This window comes from Curtobacterium salicis (assembly GCF_011759505.1).
Classification (GTDB): domain Bacteria; phylum Actinomycetota; class Actinomycetes; order Actinomycetales; family Microbacteriaceae; genus Curtobacterium; species Curtobacterium salicis.
In genome coordinates this window covers 41,635-58,959 of the sequence record NZ_JAAOYO010000005.1, presented here as the reverse complement: position 1 = coordinate 58,959, position 17,325 = coordinate 41,635, and the positions used below count along the sequence as shown (strand labels likewise).

Genomic DNA, 17,325 nt, shown 5'->3' with positions numbered 1-17,325 from the left:
TCTGACGGACGGGAGGCGCGTACTGGGCCCGGTCCGCGCCTCCCGTCCGTCAGATGCCGCGTCACCTGAAGCGGGTGAAGGCGCTGCCCCACAGGCCGTCGTCTCCGGGGCCCCCGCCGAAGGCGGACCCGGAGCCGCGCCGGGCGCCGAGGTACGACCCGACCACCGCGACCCCGAGGTCGTCGTTCTCCGGTGCGGTGACGGTGCCCTCGACGCGGCGGGCCATGCCGTCCACGAACCGGGCGAGCCCCGGGTCGTCGCCGAGCCGGAAGAACGTCGTCTTCGCGCCCAGCCGGTGGGCGTTCTCGAGTTCGCGGACGCTCAGTGCGATCGTCACCGGGTCCGGCGGGTAGCTGAAGTACACCTGCCCGTTCGGCTCGAGGTGCGACGTCGGCTCGCCGTCGGTGACGATGAGCAGTACCGGTTGCGCGTTCGGGTGCTTCCGGAAGTGCCGGTTCGCCAGGAGCAGGGCGTGGTGCAGGTTCGTGCCCTTGTCCCACATGGCGTCGAGGCCGACGAGCTGCTCGACGTCCATCACCTCGGCTTCGCGGCCGAACGCGATGAGCTGCAGGTCGTCGCCGCGGAACCGGGTGGAGATGAGCGTGTGCAGCGCGAGCGCGGTGCGTTTCATCGGGACCCAGCGGTCCTCCATCGCCATCGAGAACGACGTGTCGACGAGCAGGGCGACGACGGCCTGGGTGCGGGCCTCGGTCTCCTGCACCTCGACGTCCTCGATCTGCAGCCGCACACCGGCGCCAGTCCGGGGTCCGTCCCCGGCGGTCCGGGTGAGGGCGTTCGTGATCGAGCGGGTGACGTCCCAGGGCTCGGTGTCGCCGAACTCCCACGGACGGGTCGACCCGGAGCGGTCCCCGGCGGCACCGGCACGGCGGAGGTCCCGCGCACCCTGCCGGCCGGACATCCGCTCGGCGACGTCCTTGAGCAGGCTCTTGCCCAGCTGCCGCATCGCCTTCGGGGTCAGCCGGAGCTGCCCGTCCGTGCCGCGCTGCATCGCACCCGAGTTCCGCAGTGCCTTCTCGAGCTGCTGCAGGGTGCGTGCGTCGACGGCCGCCTGGTCACCGAGCTGCTGTGCCAGGGCGTCGAGGTCCAGGTCGTCGAGCTCGGAACCGGGACCGACCTGGGCGAGCTGGTCGGCCAGGGCGTCGAGGTCCGCGATGTCCTGGAAGACCCCGGTGCCGTCGCCGAGCCCCAGTCCCTGCTCGCCGTCCATGCCCTCGGAGCCGCCCCAGTCCTCGCCGGGCCGGAGGGCACGGAGGTTCTCGTCGAGCTGGGACAGCGCCCCCATGAGCGCGGGAGAGCCGAACGCCTGCTCGGCCAGGGCGTCGAGTTCGTCGCGCTGCTCCTGCGTCATCGAGTTCCGCATGCGCTGGGCAGCGGCGGCCCGGGAAGCCAGGTCGTCGAGCAGCTCGTCGATGTTCTGCGGGTTCGACGGGAACTGGTCGCCGTGCTTCGCCATGAACTCGTCGAACTGTTCCTGGCTGTCCTCGCCCCGACGGTGGGCGTCGAGCAACTCGTTGAGGTCCTGCATCATCTGCGCGACCGCGGCCCGGTCGTCGTCGGACGCGTTCTCGAGCGCCTGTTTCATGCCGGCGAACCGCTGGTCGAGCATCTCGCGGCCGAGCAGGTCCTTGATCTGCTCGTACTTCTGACGGGCCGTCGGGCTCTTCCAGTCGTAGCCGTTCAGCTCGCTCACCGCGGCGGCGGGCGACGCGGGCAGGCTGTCGAGCTGCAGTTCGGCCAGCGCACGGTCGCCGTCGTCCATCGCCGTGTCGCGGGCGAGCTGCCCGCGTTCGGCCAGGACGGCTTCGTCGAGGAGCTGCTTGATCTCCTGCAGGGTGCCGTCGAGGTTGTTCTTGCTCGTCAGCTCACGGCGCTTCTCGGCGACGAGGCGGGCGAGGTCGTCGAGCCCGCGCTGCGACCGGCCGCCGCGGCGGAGGAACTCCCGCATCGCCCGCTCGGGCGAGGTGCCGGCCATCACGTCCTGCCCGATGGCGTCGAGCGCCTCGGACAGGTCCGCGGGCGGCGCCAGGGGGTCCGGGCCGCCGTCGTACTTGCCGTACCGGCTGTCGCGGCTGAGTCGACGGTTCGGGCGGCTAGCCACGGGTCACCCCGTCGGTGCCGGTGTCAGTGTCGCTGTCGGTGTCGGTGTCGGTGTGCACCGGGTCACATCCCATACGCTGCTTCGCCCCCGCCGGACTCCTTGCTGATGCGGCGCGCGAGGAAGAGGCCCTCGAGCGCGAGTTCGATCGCACCGGCACGCTCGCCGTCGGACGTCGCGTCGAGGCGCTCGCACACCTGGTCGTACAGGTCGGACTCGCCGAGCGAGGGCAGTCCGGCGAGGAAGTCCCGCGCGCTGACCTGTTCGCCGGTGGTGACCATCGTGCCGCCTTCGAGCGCGTCGACGAGCACCCCGAAGTCGAGCCCGCGGAAGCGCGAGCGCACGGTCTCGGCGGTGGCGGTGCGGAGCAGGTGCTCGAGCACCTCGTCGGCGCGGTCCTCTTCCCCGGACTCGAACTCGATCTTGCCGCCGAGCACGTCGACCGCGGTCTCGAGGTCGATCGGTCGGGCGACGGCGTCCACTTCGCCCTGGCGGGCGGCACGGTGCACGGCCGCGGCGGACACGGTCTCGGCGCCGGCGATCGAGAAGCGGGCGCTGACACCACTGCGCTGGTCGACGGCACTCGACTCGCGGAGGGCACGGGTGAAGCGGGCGAGGATCTCGATCAGGGCGTCCGGCACCTCGGCGGTCAGCTGCGCCTCTTGCCGGATGACGGCGATCTCGTCTGCGAGCTCGATCGGGTAGTGCGTGCGGATCTCGGCGCCGAAGCGGTCCTTCAACGGTGTGATGATCCGGCCGCGGTTCGTGTAGTCCTCGGGGTTCGCGCTGGCGACGACGAGGACGTCGAGCGGCAGGCGCAGGACGTAGCCACGGATCTGGACGTCGCGCTCCTCCATCACGTTGAGCATCGCGACCTGGATGCGCTCGGCCAGGTCGGGCAGCTCGTTGATCGCGACGATGCCCCGGTGGCCGCGGGGGATGAGACCGAAGTGGATGGTCTCCGGGTCGCCCAGGCTGCGGCCCTCGGCCACCTTCATCGGGTCGACGTCGCCGATCAGGTCGGCGACGGAGGTGTCCGGCGTCGCGAGCTTCTCGACGTAGCGGTCGTCGCGGTGCACCCACGAGATCGGCAGCGCGTCGCCGAGCTCCTCGGCACGTCGGATGCTCGCCGTGGTGATCGGTTCGTAGGGGTGCTCGCCGAGTTCGGAGCCGGTGATGACCGGCGTCCACTCGTCCATCAGGCCGTTCAGGGTGCGGAGCAGTCGGGTCTTGCCCTGGCCGCGCTCTCCGAGCAGGACGACGTCGTGCCCGGCGATCAGGGCACGTTCGAGCTGCGGGATGACGGTGGTCTGGAAGCCGTGCAGGCCGGGCCAGGGGTCGCGGCCCTCGCGGAGGGCGGTGAGCAGGTTGTCGCGGATCTCGGCGCGGACCGACTTCTGGACGTGCCCAGCAGCGCGGAGCTCGCCGACCGTGGAGGTTGCAGGTCGGTTCACGCGCGCCACGGTACGCCCGCCCACCGACGGCACCCCGCGAAACGCAACCTTGGCGGCTGCGCGCAACGCGATACCGCTGAGAGTCACCGCCGACGTTGCGTTTTGCGGGAGCTCTACCCGAACAGGCGGCGGGACGCGATCTCGGCGCCCTCGACGAGGGCGCCGAGCTTCGCCCACGCGACGTCGGCGGCGACGAACTCGTAGCTGGCGAACGTCGCCAAGCCGCAGTCGGTGCCGGCGACGATGCGGGTCGGGTCGCCCACGGCCTCCGCCGCCTCGACGATCCGGTTCGCGACGAGCTGCGGGTGCTCCAGGTAGTTCGTCGTCACGTCGATCACCCCGGGCACCAGGACCGCGCCGTCGGGCAGCGGCAGGTCGCGGAACGCCGGGAACTCGTGCGCATGGCGCGGGTTGCCGAACGGGATGCTGAAGGACCCGACCTCGGCGCGGTACAGGTGCGGGAGCAGCACGTCGACGGGAACGTCGTCCTGGTGCGGGCCCTGCCAGTTGCCGTAGCAGACGTGCAGTCGCGTCTGTTCCTTCGGGATGTTCCGCAGCGCGTGGTTCAGGGCGTCGACGTGCAGGTCGACCGCCGCCAGGAACTCGTCGAGCGACGCGTCGCCGAAGTGGATCACGCGTTCCATCGCCAAGTCCGGGGCGTCGAGCTGCAACACGTGGCCGCGGGCGACGATCTCCTCGTACTCGACGCGGAGCTGCTCGGCCAGGGCGAAGACGTACTCGCGGTGGTCGGCGTAGTGCGGGTTCGCGTCGTCGAGCAGCAGCGTCGTGGCGACGATCCCGGGCGTCGCCGCCGACAGGAACGTGCCGGCCGGGGTGCGTCCGGCAGCGGCGTTCCGGTCGAGCTCACGGGCGAAGCCGTCGAGGTCCTCCCGGATGCCGGCGCGTTCCTCGTCGTACTGCAGCAGCCCCTGGGCCACCGGGGTGTCCCAGACGCGGGCGAACTCGGCGCCCTCGTCGATCTGACGTGCCTGGAGCGCCGCGTACCCGGGGAACTTCACCGAGTCCAGGGTCGGCTTGCGGTGGCCCGTCCCGCCGAAGCCGGTCAGGCGCTCACGGATGTACGTCGAGAAGCCGACCCGGGGGACCTCGCCGTCGTTGACGACGTCGATCCCGGCGTCGAGCTGCGCATCGACGGTGCGCGCGAGGACCGCGGCGGTCTCCTCGCGCAGCGCCTGCTCGTCGAACGGCTTGCCCTGGTCGCGGGCGACCAGGAGCGCGGTCAGCTCCGGGAGGCGGGGGAGCGACCCCGTGTGGGTGGTGAGGATGCGGTCGGTCGAGTTCTGCAGCGGCACGTGTCCACGGTACTGACGGGAGGCGCGTGGCGGGGCCGTCACGCGCCTCCCGTCCGTCGCGCCCTGGTTCTCGGCCGGTTCTCGCGGCCCGTGAACCTGAGCGGCGGCTGAGGCGTACGTTCCGTTCGAGCGGCAGCCGAAGGCGCTCGCCGCGGGAGGAGCATGCGCATGACGAGCGCCAGCGGAACGAGAGACGGATCGGTGACGAGCCTGGTCCCCGCGAGGATGGACCGGCTGCCGTGGACACGGTTCCACTGGAGCGTCGTGGTCGGTCTGGGGGTGTCGTGGATCCTCGACGGCCTCGAGATCCAGATCGTGTCGAACGCCGGGTTCAAGGCGGACCTGGGCCTCAGCAACCAGGACGTGGCGTCCCTCGGCAGCATCTACCTGGTCGGTCAGGTCGTCGGAGCGCTCGTCTTCGGGCGGCTCTCCGACAAGTTGGGGCGTCGCAAGCTCTTCATCCTGACGCTCGCGATCTACCTGATCGGCTCCGGCGTGGCCGGTCTGGCGCAGGACTTCTGGTTCCTGGCGGTGTTCCGCTTCGTCGCCGGTCTCGGCATCGGCGGTGAGTACGCGGCGATCAACTCCGCGATCGACGAACTCATCCCGGCGAAGTACCGCGGGCACGTCGACATCGCGATCAACGGCACCTACTGGGGCGGCGCGGCCCTCGGTGCGGCGGCGAACATCTACCTGCTCGACACCGCGCACTTCTCCGAGAGCCTCGGGTGGCGCATCGGGTTCTTCCTCGGCCCGGTGCTCGGCATCGCGATCATCTTCCTGCGACGGCACATCCCGGAGAGCCCGCGGTGGCTGATGACGCACGGCAAGGAGCAGGAGGCCGAGGAGACCGTCGCCCGGATCGAGGCCGAGGTCGAGAAGGAGTCCGGCCGGAAGCTCGAGGAGGTCCCGCGGTCGAAGGCGCTGACCGTCACCCCGATGGACAACGTCGGGTTCCTGACGATCGCCCGCGTGCTGCTCAAGCAGTACCCGACCCGCACGCTGGTCGGCGCGACGATGATGATCACGCAGGCGTTCCTCTACAACGCGATCTTCTTCACCTACGCGCTGGTCCTCACGAACTTCTTCGGGCTGAAGACCGCGGAGACGTCGGTCTACTTCTTCCCGTTCGCGATCGGCAACCTGCTCGGCCCGATCATCCTGGGCCGGTTCTTCGACACCTGGGGTCGGCGGCAGATGATCTTCCTGACCTACCTGGTGTCCGGGCTCGTGCTCGCGACGTCGGCGTTCCTGTTCCGCGCGGACGCGATCAGCGCCGGTGTCCAGGTCGTGTTCTGGTGCATCTCGTTCTTCTTCGCCTCGGCCGGGGCGTCGAGCGCGTACCTGACCGTCAGCGAGATCTTCCCGCTCGAGCTGCGGTCGCAGGCGATCTCGTACTTCTTCGCGCTGGCGCAGGTCTTCGGCGCGGTCGCACCGCTCATCTACGGCGCTTTCATCGGCGACGGTTCGGACCGTGAACCGCTCTTCTGGGGGTACCTGCTCGGGTCGGCGGTGATGATCATCGGCGGGGTGGTCGCGTTGGTGTTCGGGGTGGACGCTGCCCGGAAGGGGCTCGAGGACATCACGCAGCCCCTGTCGGTGCTGACCGGCAAGGACAGCGCCGACAGCCGGCGAAACTCCTGATGCAACATGTTTAGCGGCTGCGGTCGCGTCCTGTGATCCTCGTGACCACGGCCCCGTCGAGTGGGCCGTGGTCACGGAGGATCCGATGAACGACAGCACAGTCCCGCCACGTCTCGATCGCCGCGGGTGGCACCCCGCCCTGCACAGGAGACGAGCCGCTCCGGTTGTCCACGAGCCGGGCGGGGTGCCTCGCCGCAGGAGCCGCCGTGCGGGACGGTGACGTGATGACCGGACTCCTGGGCGTCGATCGCGAACCGACCAGCGTCGCCGACACCGCCGACCCGCTCGCGGTACCGCGGAACCTGCTGCGCGACGCGGTGTTCGAACGGATGCTGCGGAAGATCCTCCGCGGGGACTACCGCCGCGGCCAGCGCCTCCGGCTCGATGCCCTGGCCGACGACATGCGCGTCTCGCGGACCCCGGTGCGCGAAGCCCTCGTCCCGCTCGAAGCCCTCCGACTCGTCATCGTGCAGCGGTACGTCGGCGTCGTGATCGCCCCGTGGACGGTCGGGCAGATGGTCGAACGCACCCGGATCGCGCAGTCCATGCTCGTCGACCCGCCGACGAGCTGTGCGCGCAGCGACGAACCCTTCGACCCCGCGGCGCTCCGTGACTGCCTGTCCGAGGCGGGGGCGTTCGTGGAGCTCGCCGTCTGGGTGCTCCGGCGATCCGGAGCCCCGGTGAGCGCGGACTGGTTGCGGTCGCAGCAGATCGTGCTCGACGTCTTCCACACGGACGACATCGCGCGGGCGAACGGCATCGACATCGCGCCGGACTGGACCCGGCGGATGCAGGTCGTGAAGGCGGCGCGGACGGCCGCGCTGGCGGACGACGTCGCGCTGTGCGCCGTGCGGCTGACCGAGTTGTCCGAGCTGTTGATCGCCCTGCCCGAGCGCTTCCGGAGTGCCGAGACGGCCTGACCCCGGACGAAGACGCACCCCGAACGACACTGCTCCCCGAACGAAGTCGCTCCCCGGGCGGGCGCTGACGATCGGGGACGTCAGGCCCAGGCCACGGGGAGCGACGTCTGGGGTGCTGTTCGTGCTGGGTGCTGTTGCTTGCTGTGTCGTAGCGACAGGGCGCGAGCCCTGGAATGTGATGCCACGTCACGATGAGACTATGCACCGGGGTACACATCAGCAACCCCCCATCGTCCCCACTTCGGGGGACCGACAGATGGGGGCGCATGCCGGGTGGTGGAACGGGCGGAGGGTCGGGCCGTGGGTCGGGCAGGAGTCGGGCCGGGAGCCGGCCCAGCGTCGGGCCGGGCGCCGGCCGAGCGTCGGGTCGAGAGTCTGGTCGACCTCCTGTATGGTTGTGGGAGTGCCGTCAGGCACCTGGAGACGTCGCATAGTCAGGCCGAGTGCACCACCCTGCTAAGGTGGAGTCCCCTTTCGGGGACCGAGGGTTCAAATCCCTCCGTCTCCGCACTCATCGAAACCCCGGACCGCTCCTGCGGGCCGGGGTTTCGTCGTTCCGGGTCCCGTCGATCCGTGGTCCCGTCGATCCGTGGTCCCGTCGTTCCGTGGCCCTGTCGTCTTCGACGCGCCTCCCGCCGCGGTTCCTGCGTGCGGATCGGGCTCCGCGCTCCCGGCCGGGACCCAGTCTCGCCGCCCGGCAACTGGTTAGCGCGTTGAACCATTTCCGGGCCTGATCGGGGAATTCCCGACCGAGTCGCGGGCGGAGGCCCTCCGTCCACCTGTACCCCGGGGGACGGATCCTGCCCCCCGATCCGGGGACTGGTGCATCCGAGATTCCGCAGAATCCGCTTGGAATCGCCTGATGTTCACTTTCGGGCCACGAGCCGGTCGCCGGCGAGGGGGCTCAGGTTCGCCGTGCGACTGCCACTGTGATGCCGCCGAACAGGAGCGCAGCGCTCCGCCGGTCGCATCGAGTCGCTGCCTGGAACTCCCGAAGGATCACGTTGTCCACAGATTCGCCCCGCCTCCTCACGGTCGTGCGGGACCCCTCGGACGTCCGGTTCCGGCTCGTCGCCCGAGCCGGCGGCGTCGCGGTCCTGACGATCATGTCGATGGTCGGTCTCTTCCTGGCCTTCCGCGCCTCCGAGGCACTCCGGGTCGCGGGCTTCAGCTTCCTCACGACCCAGGCCTGGGACCCCGACGCGCACCGCTTCGGCATCGCGGCCGTCCTCGTCGGCACGGTCCTCATCGCCGCCGTCGCGATCGCCCTGGCTCTCCCGCTCTCCCTCGGCACGGCGCTCTACATCACCGAGTACGCACCGGGCCGGGTGCGGTCGTTCTTCATCGGACTCGTCGACCTGATGGCCGCGATCCCGAGCGTGGTCTACGGGCTCTGGGGCTTCTTCTTCCTGCAGGGTCAGATCACCCCGGTGTCCCGCTGGATCTCGGAGTGGTTCGGGTGGATCCCGCTGTTCCGCGTCGACGGCATCGACCTCGACGACCCGTTGGCGTCCTCGACGGTCTACACCGCCTCGACCTTCATCGCCGGCATCGTCGTCGGGCTGATGATCACCCCGATCGTCACCTCGATCATGCGCGAGGTCTTCTCGCAGGCGCCGCTCGGGGAACGGGAGGGTGCGCTCGCCCTCGGCTCCACGCGGTGGGGGATGATCCGCTCGGTCGTCCTGCCCTTCGGCCGCGGCGGGATCATCGGCGGGACGATGCTCGGCCTCGGCCGGGCACTGGGGGAGACCATCGCGGTCTACATGATCATCTCGCCGGTGTTCGCCATCCAGCCGCACATCCTGCAGGCCGGCGCCAGCTCCGTCTCGTCGCTCATCGCCCTGCGGTACGGCGACGCGACCCCGTTCGGGATGTCGGCCCTGATGGCTGCCGGACTGACGCTCTTCCTGATGACGCTCTGCATCAACTTCGCCGCGTCCGCGGTCGTCGCCCGGTCACGATCGGGAGCGAGCAGCTAGCCATGACCGACACCACCCAGGCGCCCGACGGCGCCACGAAGGTCCTGCCCACGGTGCCGCCGCGGCCCGCCGTCCCGGCCAGCCCGATGACCGCCGGCGAACCGGCCGGGTCCGGCTCGGGGACCGTCCTGCCGCTCGCCGAGCGGTCGTCCGACCCCGACCGCGGCCCGGAGGTCCGCCGTGTGCACGGCGTCCGCATCAGCGACGTGCTCTGCCACCTCGGCGCGGGACTGGCGTCGATCGCCGTCACGGTGGTCGTCTTCACCGACCTGGCACCCGTGTCCGGGCCGATCGCGTTCGCCGCCGTCGCGTACGTGATGTACCTGGTGTTCTACGCGCTCCTGGTGGCGACGAGCGAGAGCGCCGCCGTCGTCCGTGACCGAGTGATCGCCGCCGGCGTCCACTCGCTCGCGTTCGTGGTCGTCGCGACCCTCGTCTTCGTCGTCGGCTTCAGCATCGTCCGGGCCACCAAGGCCCTGCCGCACCTCAACTTCTACACACAGGACATGGCGCTCACCGGGCCGCTCGACCCGATGACCTCCGGCGGGGTGCTGCACGCCATCGCCGGGTCGTTGATCCAGATCTCGATCGCACTGCTCATCACTGTGCCGCTCGGCATCACGACCGCGCTCTTCCTCACCGAGGTGCCCGGGCCCTTCGCCCGGTTCGTCCGCACCATCGTCGAGGCGATGACCGCGCTGCCCTCGATCGTCGCCGGCCTGTTCATCTACGCCAGCGTCATCGTCGGCCTTGGCGTCGACAAGTCCGGGTTCGCCGCGTCGCTCGCGATCAGCGTGATGATGCTCCCCATCATGATCCGGTCGGCGGACGTCGTGCTCCGACTCGTCCCGGCCACCCTCAAGGAGGCCTCGATCGGCCTGGGTGCGGGGCAGTGGCAGACCGTGTGGCGCGTCGTCCTGCCGACCTCCCGGTCCGGTCTCGTGACCGCCGTCATCCTCGCCACCGCGCGGGGGATCGGCGAGACCAGCCCGGTCCTCCTCACCGCCGGCTACGCACCCGACCTCAACATCGACCCGACGAACGGCCCGATGATCTCGCTGCCCCTGGCGATCTTCGAGTTCGTCAAGTCGCCCGAACCGAACATGATCGCCCGCGGCTTCGGTGCCGCCGCGGTCCTCATGACGCTGGTCCTCGTGCTCTTCGTCATCGCCCGGGTGATCGGCGCGCAGACCGTCACCACCCGCGAGCGCCGCAACGAGCGGTTCCGCGCGACCGGACGACTCGTCCGCCGCGGCGTCCACGCCCTCACCCCCGCCGCCCTGTCCGTCCGTCGCTTCGTCGACCACCACGTCGACCGCATCAGCCCCCGCCTGACCGACTCCTCCCCGAAGGACCCCTCGTGACCACCCGCAGAAGACGCACGCTCGGTGCGCTCCTGGCCGCCGCCGTGCTGGCCCTCACGACCCTGCCCGCCGTCGGTGCGACCGCGGCCGAGAACTACGTGCCGATCTCCGGTGCGGGGTCGTCGTGGAGCTCCGTCGCCATCCAGCAGTGGGCGGTCAACGTCCAGCAGTACGGGATGAAGGTCCGGTACGCCAGCACCGGGTCCTCCGACGGCCGCAACCAGTTCAAGGCCGGCACCGTCGACTTCGCCGTGTCGGAGATCCCCTACGGCATCAAGGACGGCGGCGTCACCGACGCTCCGCCGACCGTCGGGTACGCCTACATGCCCGTCGTCGCGGGTGGCACCTCGTTCATGTACAACCTCAGCTCCGGTGGCAAGCAGATCACCAACCTGCGGCTCTCCGGTCCGGTGCTCGCCGGGGTGTTCACCGGCAAGATCACCAGCTGGGACGACCCCGCGATCAAGGCGGACAACCCCGGCCTCGTGCTGCCGAAGCGTCCGGTCGTGCCCGTGGTCCGCTCCGACGGGTCCGGATCGACCGCGCAGTTCACCACCTGGCTGAGCAAGAAGTACCCGGCCGAGTGGGACGCCTACTGCAAGCAGGCCGGCCGCCCGCTGCCCTGCGGGATCACGTCGAACTACCCGACGATCCCCGGCAAGGGCTTCATCGCCCAGCCGAACTCGCAGGGCGTCTCCGGCTACGTCGCCCAGAAGGCGAACGTCGGCACCATCACGTACGTCGAGTACTCCTACGCGCTGAAGACCGGCTACCCGGTGGCCAAGGTGCTCAACAAGGCGGGCTACTACGTCGAGCCCACGGCGTCCAACGTGGCCGTCGGGCTGCTCGGCGCGAAGATCAACGAGGACAAGTCGTCGTCCTCGTACCTGACGCAGGTGCTCGACGGGGTCTACGACAACCCGGACGCCCGCACCTACCCGCTGTCGTCGTACTCGTACATGGTCATCCCGACGACGACTGACGCGAGCCTGACACCGGCGAAGGGCAAGACCCTCGCCGCGTTCGACTACTACTTCCTGTGCGAGGGGCAGCAGCAGGCCGAGGTCCTCGGGTACTCGCCGCTGCCGATCAACCTGGTGCAGGCCGGTCTCGACCAGGTCCGGAAGATCCCGGGCGCCGTGGCGAAGGACATCGACATCGGCAAGTGCAACAACCCGACGTTCTCGGCGGACGGCACGAACACCCTCGCGGCCAAGGCTCCGCAGCCGCCGGCCTGCGACAAGATCGGCGCCGCGCAGTGCACCGTGGGCACGGGCGGCGCGAAGAACACCGAGAACCCGACCCAGACGCAGTCCGGCTCCTCGGGCGGTGGGAAGGGCGGCGCGTCCGGCTCCGGCGGCTCCGGTGGGTCCGGTTCCGGCAGCGGCGGCGGTGCGCCGGGGACGACCGGCGGTTCGACGTCGGGCTCGGGCGGCTCCGGGTCCTCCGGCGGCAAGTCGCTGTCCGGTGGCACCAGCGGCGGTGGCACGAACGGTTCCGGTGGCACCACGACCGCGTTGGACAACGGCTCCCCGGTGCAGTGCGACGCCGACAGCGGTGTCTGCCAGAACGTCGCGGCGCTGCCCGTGTCGGTCGACGCCCTGCACGGCTGGAGCTCCCGCCAGACCCTGATGCTCGTCGCCGTCGCGGCACTGCTCGCCCTCGTGCTGCTGCCGCCGCTCATCGGCGTCCTGATCTCCCGAGGGAGGCTCCGCAAGTGAAGAACCAACACCTCGTCCGACTCGGATCGGCCGCCCTGGCCTTCGGCGTCGTGACCACCACGGTCGCCGGCTCGCTCCTCGTGATGACCGTCCCCGCATCGGCCACCGGACCGACCGACAGCTCCGCCGTCACCCAGACGTGGACGGACGCGCAGGCCGCCATCGGTGCCGGTCAGGACCCGGACGGCACGCCCGACCCGGATGCCGGCGAGTTCTCCGGCATGACGTTCTCGGTCAGCCAGACGAAGGACCTCACCGACCAGGGCATCACCGTCAGCTGGACCGGTGCGAAGGCCACGTCGCCGAGTCAGTACGCCACGGACTACATGCAGATCATGCAGTGCTGGGGAGACGAGCCCGCCGGCCCGTCGCCGCAGCAGTGCGTCTGGGGCGCGCCCTCCGCGGCGATCAGCGGCCGGACCGGTGTCGGCGCCGCCAAGCGCGACCTGGTGCGCGGGGACGACCCGGCGCAGGACCCCACCCTCACGGGAGACCAGGCCGACCCCGACCTGATGCTCGACCCGCCCGTCGAGAACCCGTTCCTCAAGGCCTACCGGATGCCGTTCCGTGCGGTCGACGGCACGCTCGCGAAGACCACCATCGACCTGTCCAAGCAGTTCGACGCGAACTCCTCGAACGAGGTCACCGCTGCCCGCACCGCCAGCGACGGCACCGGACAGGTGACGTTCGAGACCCAGTCCGGGCTCGAGGCACCGCAGCTCGGGTGCGGTCAGGACGCGGCCGCGGCCACCGGCGGCACCGTGCCCCGGTCCTGCTGGCTCGTCGTCGTCCCGCGCGGCTCGCACAACCTCGACGGCACCACGGCGGACTCGAGCGCGGACGGCCGGGTCACCGGCTCACCGCTGTCGGCGTCCGCGTGGCGGAACCGCGTGGTGTTCCCGCTCGGCTTCCAGTCCGTCGCCCGGTCCTGCCCGATCGGGAACGCCGAGCAGCGACTCGTCGGGTCCGAGACGGCCACCGAGGCGGTCACCGCCTGGCAGCCCGCGCTCTGCGGTCTCGGCACCACGTACGGGTTCTCCCAGATCGGTGACGGCGAGGCCGCGAACCAGATCGTGTCGGACGTGGACGGCGCCTCCCGGCTCGCCCTCGTCACGGCGCCGCTCAGCGCAGCCGACGCGAAGGACCGGACCATCAGCTACGCGCCGGTGGCGCAGTCCGCGATCGTGATCGCGTTCACCATCGACTACAGGCTCTACCCGGACGCGCCTGCGAAGGTCCGGGACGGCCTCCAGGCCCTCGACCTGACCCTCGACGCACGCCTCGTCGCGAAGCTGCTCACGCAGTCCTACCAGGCGGACGTGCCGGGTCGGGGTGCGAGCGAGCCGACCATCCAGGGGAACGCCGCGAGTCTGGTGACGGACCCCGAGTTCCTCGCGCTCAACCCGACGTTCGTCGGGTCGAAGAGCGACACGGCGCCCGCCGGCCTGATGGTCGCCCTCGGCAACGCCGACGCCAACGCCCGGGTGTGGGGCTGGCTGCGGTCCGACCCGGTCGCCGCCGCCTTCCTCGACGGTCGACCCGACGAGTGGGGCATGCGGATCAACCCGTCCTACCGCCCCCTGGCGCTCGGCACGGACCCCTCCGTCGACAGCTTCCCGAAGGCCGACCTGACCCTCGCGAAGGGCGGCGACCCCGACGAGACCGGGTACGGCACCCTCGACATGCGGCCGTACATGAACGACATGCACGAGGGCGCCTACCGGACGCTCAAGGCGGACCCGAACGAGAAGGACTCCTGGAACCCGTTCGGACAACCGAAGGGCTACACGTCCCTCGGCGCCCAGGTGCCGGGCAGCCGGTTCCTGCTGTCCATCACCGACGCGGCCTCGGCCGCCCGGTACAGCCTGCCCACGGCGAAGATCGTCAACGGTGCCGGTGAGGCCGTCGCACCGACCCCGGCGTCGGTCGCCGCGGGGATCGCGACGATGCAGAAGTCGACGACCCCCGGTGTCGTGGTCGCCGACCCGGCGGACCGCACCCCCGGTGCCTACCCGCTCTCGATGCTCAGCTACGCGGCCGTGAACGTCTGCGCCTCCTCGGCGGAGGAACGACGGGCGTACGCGCAGTTCATCGACTACGCGGCCGGCAAGGGACAGGTCCAGGGGGAGCGGCAGGGTGAACTCCCCGGCGGCTACGTCCCGCTCCCGCGGGCGATGGTGACCGACGCGACGACCGTCGCAGCACGGCTCGTCGACCAGGCGGCGGTCACCGCCGTCTGCCCCGAGGCAGCAGCGCCGGAGGCGGAGCCGACGGCGACGCCCACCGCGGAGGCCCCGCCGGTCTCGGCGCCGGAGGACCAGACGCCGGCGAGCCCCGACCTCACGGGCGGCACGACGACGAACCCCACGAGCTCGTTCCCGACGGCGGTCACCCCCGCCGCGGCCGAGCAGCCCTCGACGAACGACGTCGACCAGGCGGCGGCCCCCGAGTCGGGGCCCGACCACCGCACCACGGACCAGCCGTTGGCGGTGACCCGCATGGGTCTCGCCGCCGCACTCGGGGCCGGCCTGCCGGCCCTCGGCATCGGTCCGTTCCTGATCCGCCGTGGCCGGAGGCTGGCGATGCTGGCCGCCGCCCACGTGTGACCGAGTTCCACCCCATCGACTGCTGCCACCTGGGCGGCGTCGGAACCCACGAAAGGAACCACCTGCCATGAAGGTCAACACCTTCTGCAAGATCGGCGTCACGTTCGGGGCGACCGCCCTGATCGTCGGTGCCCTCTCCGTGCCGGCCGCCCAGGCGGACCCGGCGAACAACGCGTTCGGCACCCTCGTCGGACTCGGTTCGGACACCACGCAGGACGTCATGAACGGCATCGCGACGGCGGTGGGCGGCAACCAGATCGCCTCCTACGACGCGGCCAACGCCGGCCCGAGCGTCGTCACGCGCGCCGGTGGCAAGGCGATCCCGCGGGTCTCCGGTTCCGGCGCCGGCCGTGACGCCCTGCTCGTCGCGATCGGTGCGATCGCGAACAAGTCCGGTGTCGCGCTCGCCGACGGTTCCAGCACGACGATCGACTCCTCGGTCGTCGGGCAGCTCGACTTCGCCCGTTCGTCGAGCGGCCCCGCGGCCGCCGCGGCCGACGGCGTCGTCGCGTACGTCCCCTACGCCCGTGACGCCGTCGACGTCGCCTACGCCCCGGGCAGCGCGCTCGCGAAGGTCCCCTTCTTCGTCGGAGACGGCACGCAGGCCAAGAACGCCCCGACGCTCTGGAACGTGTACCGCGGCGACGTCACCTACGCGTACTTCAACGCCGACAAGTCGTACAACTCGGTCGGCTCGACCGCGACCGGCCCCGACGGCACCACGGCGGCGAAGATCAAGCCGCTCCTGCCGAAGTTCGGCTCGGGCACGCGCAGCTACTTCCTCGGCAAGCTCGGTCTCACCGACGCTTCCGGCTTCACCTCGACCAGCCCGTTCGTCTCCGACAAGGTCGGCGACCAGCCGATCGAGGAGCACAACGGCCAGGCCATCATCGACAGCACGTCCGGTTCGACGCTCGCCATCGCACCGTTCTCGGTCAGCCAGTGGGTCGCCCAGGCGAACGGCGTCGGCGCCGTCACGGACCGTCGTCACGGCGTCGTGCTCGCACCGCTGAGCATCGTCGACGGCAAGCAGACCGCCGCCACCACCGGCAGCGGGGCGTCCTACCAGACCAACCCGGCCTACGCCGGCTTCGTCCGCGACGTCTACAACATCGTGCCGTCCCGTCTGGCCGACGACCCGACCAGCGCGATCGCCAAGACCTTCATCGGCAAGGACTCGCTCGTCTGCAAGCAGGTCGCGACGATCGGTGCGTACGGCTTCCTCCCGGAGCCGGCCACCACCCCGTCGAGCACCTGCGGCTACGACCAGCTGCGCTCGATCAGCGCGTCGCCGAGCACCACGACGCTGTCCGTCCCCGCCACCGCCACGGCCGGCAAGGCCGTCTCGGCGTCGGTCTCGGTCGACTCGTTCGGCGCCGGTGGCGGCACCGTCCGCATCCTCAAGGGCGACGCGGTCGTCGGCACCGGCACCATCGCCCGCGGCATGAACAGCGGCACCGCCGCGGTCACCCTGCCCGCCGGCACCGCCTCCGTCACCGCCCAGTTCATCCCGGCACTCGCCGGAGTGGCCTCGAGCAGCTCCGCCGCCTCGACGGTGACGGTCGCCCCGGCGACCGCCGTCGCCGTGACCGCGCCGAAGCTGACGGTCGGCAAGACGGCGAAGGTGACCGTCACGGTCACCGGTGCCACCGCGGAAGGCGGCACCGTCACGCTGAAGAACGGCACGACGACCCTCGGCACCGCCAAGGTCACCGCATCCGGCACCGCCACGGTCTCGTTCGTCCCGAAGACCGCGTCGTACAAGCTCGTCGGCGTCTACGTCGCGGCCGGCTCCGGCTCGACCGCGACCAGCCCCGCCGTGACCGTGAAGGCCGCCAAGGGCACCGCGACCCTCAAGGTCAACACGATCAAGTCGGTCAAGACCACGGCCCGCGCCAAGGTCATCGTCGCGGTCACCGGGACCGGTTCCGTCCCGGCCGGCACGGTCACGGTCAAGGAGGGCAGCAAGAAGCTCTCCTCCGGCAAGCTCTCGACCAAGGACGGCCGCGTCAGCATCACCCTGCCGAAGCTCAAGGCCGGCACGCACAAGCTGACCGTCAGCTACGGCGGCAGCACCACGTGGAAGGCCACCAGCAAGGCGGCGACCCTGAAGGTCACCAAGTAACACCCCTCGCCCGGTCGGCCGTTCCCCTCGGCCGGCCGGGCCCCTCCACCCCCCCCGCACTGCCCCTCCACCCTCGACGG

10 protein-coding genes and 1 tRNA gene are annotated in these 17,325 nt (G+C 70.8%); 8 read left to right on the top strand and 3 right to left on the bottom strand.

The features are described from left to right. Nucleotides 1-61: 61 nt before the first annotated feature. The 3 genes from E9228_RS15175 to E9228_RS15165 all read right to left on the bottom strand — a co-directional run bounded on the left by E9228_RS15175 (nt 62) and on the right by E9228_RS15165 (nt 4,883). Nucleotides 62-2,119, bottom strand: coding sequence for a VWA domain-containing protein (locus tag E9228_RS15175; protein ID WP_166781390.1), 2,058 nt, complete (start codon nt 2,117-2,119; stop codon nt 62-64). A 62-nt stretch (nt 2,120-2,181) separates the two neighbouring features. Further along, on the bottom strand, nt 2,182-3,570 hold the full coding sequence (locus E9228_RS15170) for a MoxR family ATPase (RefSeq protein ID WP_166781389.1): 1,389 nt from the start codon (nt 3,568-3,570) through the stop codon (nt 2,182-2,184). Between the two features lie 113 nt (nt 3,571-3,683). Next, complete coding sequence (locus tag E9228_RS15165; protein ID WP_341849911.1) at nt 3,684-4,883, bottom strand: cobalamin-independent methionine synthase II family protein; 1,200 nt, start codon at nt 4,881-4,883, stop codon at nt 3,684-3,686. Nucleotides 4,884-5,051: 168 nt separating this feature from the next. Here E9228_RS15165 and E9228_RS15160 point away from each other — a divergent pair, with 168 nt between their 5' ends. The 8 genes from E9228_RS15160 to E9228_RS15125 all read left to right on the top strand — a co-directional run bounded on the left by E9228_RS15160 (nt 5,052) and on the right by E9228_RS15125 (nt 17,245). After that, the gene (locus E9228_RS15160; protein WP_166781388.1) at nt 5,052-6,527 is read left to right on the top strand and encodes an MFS transporter; all 1,476 of its coding nucleotides are present in this window, start codon (nt 5,052-5,054) and stop codon (nt 6,525-6,527) included. A 224-nt stretch (nt 6,528-6,751) separates the two neighbouring features. Beyond that, entirely contained in the window at nt 6,752-7,447 is a 696-nt protein-coding gene (locus E9228_RS15155; RefSeq protein WP_166781387.1) for a GntR family transcriptional regulator, read from the top strand. Between the two features lie 419 nt (nt 7,448-7,866). After that, nucleotides 7,867-7,955 (top strand) — tRNA-Ser (locus E9228_RS15150). Between the two features lie 496 nt (nt 7,956-8,451). Beyond that, complete coding sequence (pstC, locus tag E9228_RS15145; protein ID WP_252728395.1) at nt 8,452-9,429, top strand: phosphate ABC transporter permease subunit PstC; 978 nt, start codon at nt 8,452-8,454, stop codon at nt 9,427-9,429. 2 nt (nt 9,430-9,431) lie between these two features. Further along, nucleotides 9,432-10,793 carry a phosphate ABC transporter permease PstA gene (pstA, locus tag E9228_RS15140; protein WP_208386340.1) on the top strand — a complete coding sequence of 454 codons (1,362 nt, stop codon included), beginning with the start codon at nt 9,432-9,434 and terminating at the stop codon, nt 10,791-10,793. Beyond that, on the top strand, nt 10,790-12,514 hold the full coding sequence (gene pstS, locus E9228_RS15135; RefSeq protein WP_341849910.1) for a phosphate ABC transporter substrate-binding protein PstS: 1,725 nt from the start codon (nt 10,790-10,792) through the stop codon (nt 12,512-12,514). The genes pstA and pstS overlap by 4 nt, the downstream gene beginning before the upstream one ends. Next, on the top strand, nt 12,511-15,120 hold the full coding sequence (locus E9228_RS15130) for a hypothetical protein (protein ID WP_166781385.1): 2,610 nt from the start codon (nt 12,511-12,513) through the stop codon (nt 15,118-15,120). Before pstS ends, E9228_RS15130 begins: the two co-directional genes overlap by 4 nt. Nucleotides 15,121-15,187: 67 nt before the next feature. Further along, nucleotides 15,188-17,245: an Ig-like domain-containing protein gene (locus tag E9228_RS15125; protein WP_166781384.1), complete on the top strand. Its 2,058-nt coding sequence runs from the start codon at nt 15,188-15,190 to the stop codon at nt 17,243-17,245. Nucleotides 17,246-17,325 lie beyond the last annotated feature (80 nt).

What these genes read in the sequence shown, in the direction of transcription:
- pstA (WP_208386340.1), top strand. Translation starts at nt 9,432, where the DNA reads ATGACCGACACCACCCAGGCGCCCGACGGCGCCACGAAGGTCCTGCCC.
- E9228_RS15155 (WP_166781387.1), top strand. Translation starts at nt 6,752, where the DNA reads ATGACCGGACTCCTGGGCGTCGATCGCGAACCGACCAGCGTCGCCGAC.
- E9228_RS15125 (WP_166781384.1), top strand. Translation starts at nt 15,188, where the DNA reads ATGAAGGTCAACACCTTCTGCAAGATCGGCGTCACGTTCGGGGCGACC.
- E9228_RS15160 (WP_166781388.1), top strand. Translation starts at nt 5,052, where the DNA reads ATGACGAGCGCCAGCGGAACGAGAGACGGATCGGTGACGAGCCTGGTC.